This window comes from Sphingomonas adhaesiva, from assembly GCF_002374855.1.
GTDB classification, from domain to species: domain Bacteria; phylum Pseudomonadota; class Alphaproteobacteria; order Sphingomonadales; family Sphingomonadaceae; genus Sphingomonas; species Sphingomonas adhaesiva.
This window is the reverse complement of sequence record NZ_NWVC01000030.1, coordinates 1-2,378: the sequence shown is the minus strand read 5'-3', so window position 1 is coordinate 2,378 and position 2,378 is coordinate 1. Positions and strand designations below refer to the sequence as shown.

The window sequence follows — 2,378 nt, the reverse complement described above, 5'->3', positions numbered from 1 at the left end:
GTAAGCGTCCGGTGACGGCGTCACCTCAAACGGGCCGGTAGTTCCACGGCAGCAGTTCAGCGACCCGTCGGGCCGGATGGTCGGCGATACGGCTGATGGTGTCGGCCAGCCAGGCCTCGGGGTCGACGCCGTTGAGCCTGGCGGTTTCCACGAGGCTGTAGATGCTGGCGGCGCGATGGCCACCCTGGTCGGAGCCGGCGAACAGCCAGTTCTTGCGACCGACGGCGATACCGCGCAGCGAGCGCTCGGCGGCATTGTTGTCGATCTCCAGGCGACCATCGTCGGCATAGCGGGTCAGCGCCTGCCAGCGGGTGAGCGCATAACGGATGGCGACCGCGAGGTCTGAGCGCCGGGACAGCTTCGGTCCGGTCGCGTCGAGCCACTGGCGGAACGCATCGAGCAGCGGTCCGGCCCTGGCCTGGCGCGCGTGCCGTCGCTCGTCCGGGGGCTGACCACGCACATCCCGTTCGACGGCATAGAGCCCGGCGATATGGTCCAGCGCTTCGCGGGCCGTGGCGGACCCGGTTGCGGCATGGACGTCGAAGAACTTGCGCCTGACGTGCGCCCAGCAAGCCACCTCACGGACGCGTTCGCCATAGAGGCGGTCGAATCCGGCATAGCCATCGGCGTGCAGATCGCCCTGGAACGCCCGCAAATGCCCGGCGGGTCGTTCGCCCTTGCGGTCGGGCGCGTAGCGGAACAGCACGGCGGGCGGGGCCTCGCCGCCAGCCCCGCGCTCGTCGCGGACATAGGTCCACAGCCGGCCCGTCCTGGTGCGACCGGTGCCGGGGGCCAGTACCGGGACGGGCGTGTCGTCGGCGTGGAGGGTAGAGCCGCCCATGACGTGGCGCTCGAGTGCGTCGACCAGCGGATCGAGGAGCGCGGCCGAGCGCCCGACCCAGTCGGCGAGCGTGGAGCGGGCAAGGTCGACGCCCTGGCGCGTGTAGATGCCCGACTGGCGGTAGAGCGGCAGATGGTCGGCGTATTTGGACACCAGCACATGGGCGAGCAGCCCCGCACCGGGTCGACCGCGCTCGATGGGCATGGACGGCAACGGCGCCTGCACGATGCGCTCGCATGACCGGCAGCTGAGCCGCGGCCGGACGTGGCGCACGACCCGGAACGAGGCAGGCACATAGTCGAGCTGCTCGGTGACGTCCTCGCCCATGCGCCGCATGGCACCACCGCAGTCGGGGCAGACGCACGGTGCCTCATGTACGACGTCCGTGCGGGGCAGATGGCCGGGCAGTGGCTGTCGATACGGCCTGGCGGCCTCCCGTGTCCGGGTGGTCGCCGGCATCGCCGCAATGGCGGCTTCCGCCTCACGCTCTTCCAGCCCGAGTTCCAGCTGGTCAGCCTGGTGCGTCAGTTTCTCCGAGGAGCGACCAAAGGCCATCCGCCGCAGCCGCGCGACCTGCATCCGCAACTGCTCCAGTTCGGCGCCGGCAGCAACGAGCATGGCCTTCAGGAGGGCGATATCGTCGGGCAGCGAGGCGGCATCGGGCGACACGCCCGCTTATACCAGAACCCCCATGCCGATACACGCGAAAGCCGCAGGAAACCGTACTTTTCTACCAGGCCAGGGTCGGCTGCGAGGACCGGATCGGATGCCGCCAGTCCACCCCTTCGAGCAGCATCGACAACTGCGCCGGGGTCAGCACCGCGACACCGTCCGCAGTCGCCGGCCAGGTGAACCGGCCCCGCTCCAGACGCTTGGCATGGAGCACGAGACCCTGACCATCCCACCACAGCAGCTTGACCAGATCGCCACGCTTGCCCCGGAAGGCGTACACCGCACCGCCAAACGGATCCTGGCGCAGCCGCTGCTGTACCAGCGCGGCCAGCCCGTCGAAGCCCTTGCGCATGTCCGTGACCCCGGCCGCCAGATACACCCGGACACCGCCCGGCGGCCCGATCAAGCAAACCCCGCCAGCACGGCCTTCAGCACCCGCGCGTCGATGGGAGGTGCCAGGCGGATGCGTTGCCCGGCCGGGCCGACCACTTCCACCACACCCGGTCCGAGCGGCTCCGAATGCGGCACCATGGGCGCGCCCGCCACCTCGACCGGAATGAATGCCGGCCCCGGCAACGGCAATGCTTCGCTCGCCACCCCGTCGCGCAGCAGCGTGCGTCGCCAGCGATACACCAGCGACGTGCACACCCGGTGTCGCCGCGCCACCTCCAGCACGCTGGCACCCGGCCTCATCGCCTCCGACACGATCCGCGCCTTGTCATCTTCGCTGAACCGCCGGCGCGGCTCAGTCCCGACCATCTCGATAATTCGCGTCGCCATGATGCCGCACCGGTGTCTGCCACAGTGCCGCACCTGTGGCTTGCGCATCACCTCGTCAGCAAGGTGGAGAAGACCGGACGCTTAC

The 2,378-nt window shown here is 69.8% G+C and carries 3 protein-coding genes; all 3 read right to left on the bottom strand.

From position 1 onward, the window contains the following. Nucleotides 1-25 precede the first annotated feature (25 nt). The 3 genes from tnpC to tnpA all read right to left on the bottom strand — a co-directional run bounded on the left by tnpC (nucleotide 26) and on the right by tnpA (nucleotide 2,293). Nucleotides 26-1,459 carry an IS66 family transposase gene (gene tnpC / locus COA07_RS17570; RefSeq protein ID WP_066713524.1) on the bottom strand — a complete coding sequence of 478 codons (1,434 nt, stop codon included), beginning with the start codon at nucleotides 1,457-1,459 and terminating at the stop codon, nucleotides 26-28. A gap of 112 nt (nucleotides 1,460-1,571) precedes the next feature. Then, nucleotides 1,572-1,919 carry an IS66 family insertion sequence element accessory protein TnpB gene (gene tnpB / locus COA07_RS17565; RefSeq protein WP_076711207.1) on the bottom strand — a complete coding sequence of 116 codons (348 nt, stop codon included), beginning with the start codon at nucleotides 1,917-1,919 and terminating at the stop codon, nucleotides 1,572-1,574. Continuing rightward, a complete protein-coding gene (gene tnpA, locus COA07_RS17560; RefSeq protein ID WP_169803607.1) occupies nucleotides 1,916-2,293 on the bottom strand; it encodes an IS66-like element accessory protein TnpA in 378 nt (125 codons plus the stop codon). The genes tnpB and tnpA overlap by 4 nt, the downstream gene beginning before the upstream one ends. Nucleotides 2,294-2,378: the final 85 nt, after the last annotated feature.

What these genes read in the sequence shown, in the direction of transcription:
- tnpC (WP_066713524.1), bottom strand. Translation starts at nt 1,459, where the DNA reads ATGCTCGTTGCTGCCGGCGCCGAACTGGAGCAGTTGCGGATGCAGGTC.
- tnpA (WP_169803607.1), bottom strand. Translation starts at nt 2,293, where the DNA reads ATGGCGACGCGAATTATCGAGATGGTCGGGACTGAGCCGCGCCGGCGG.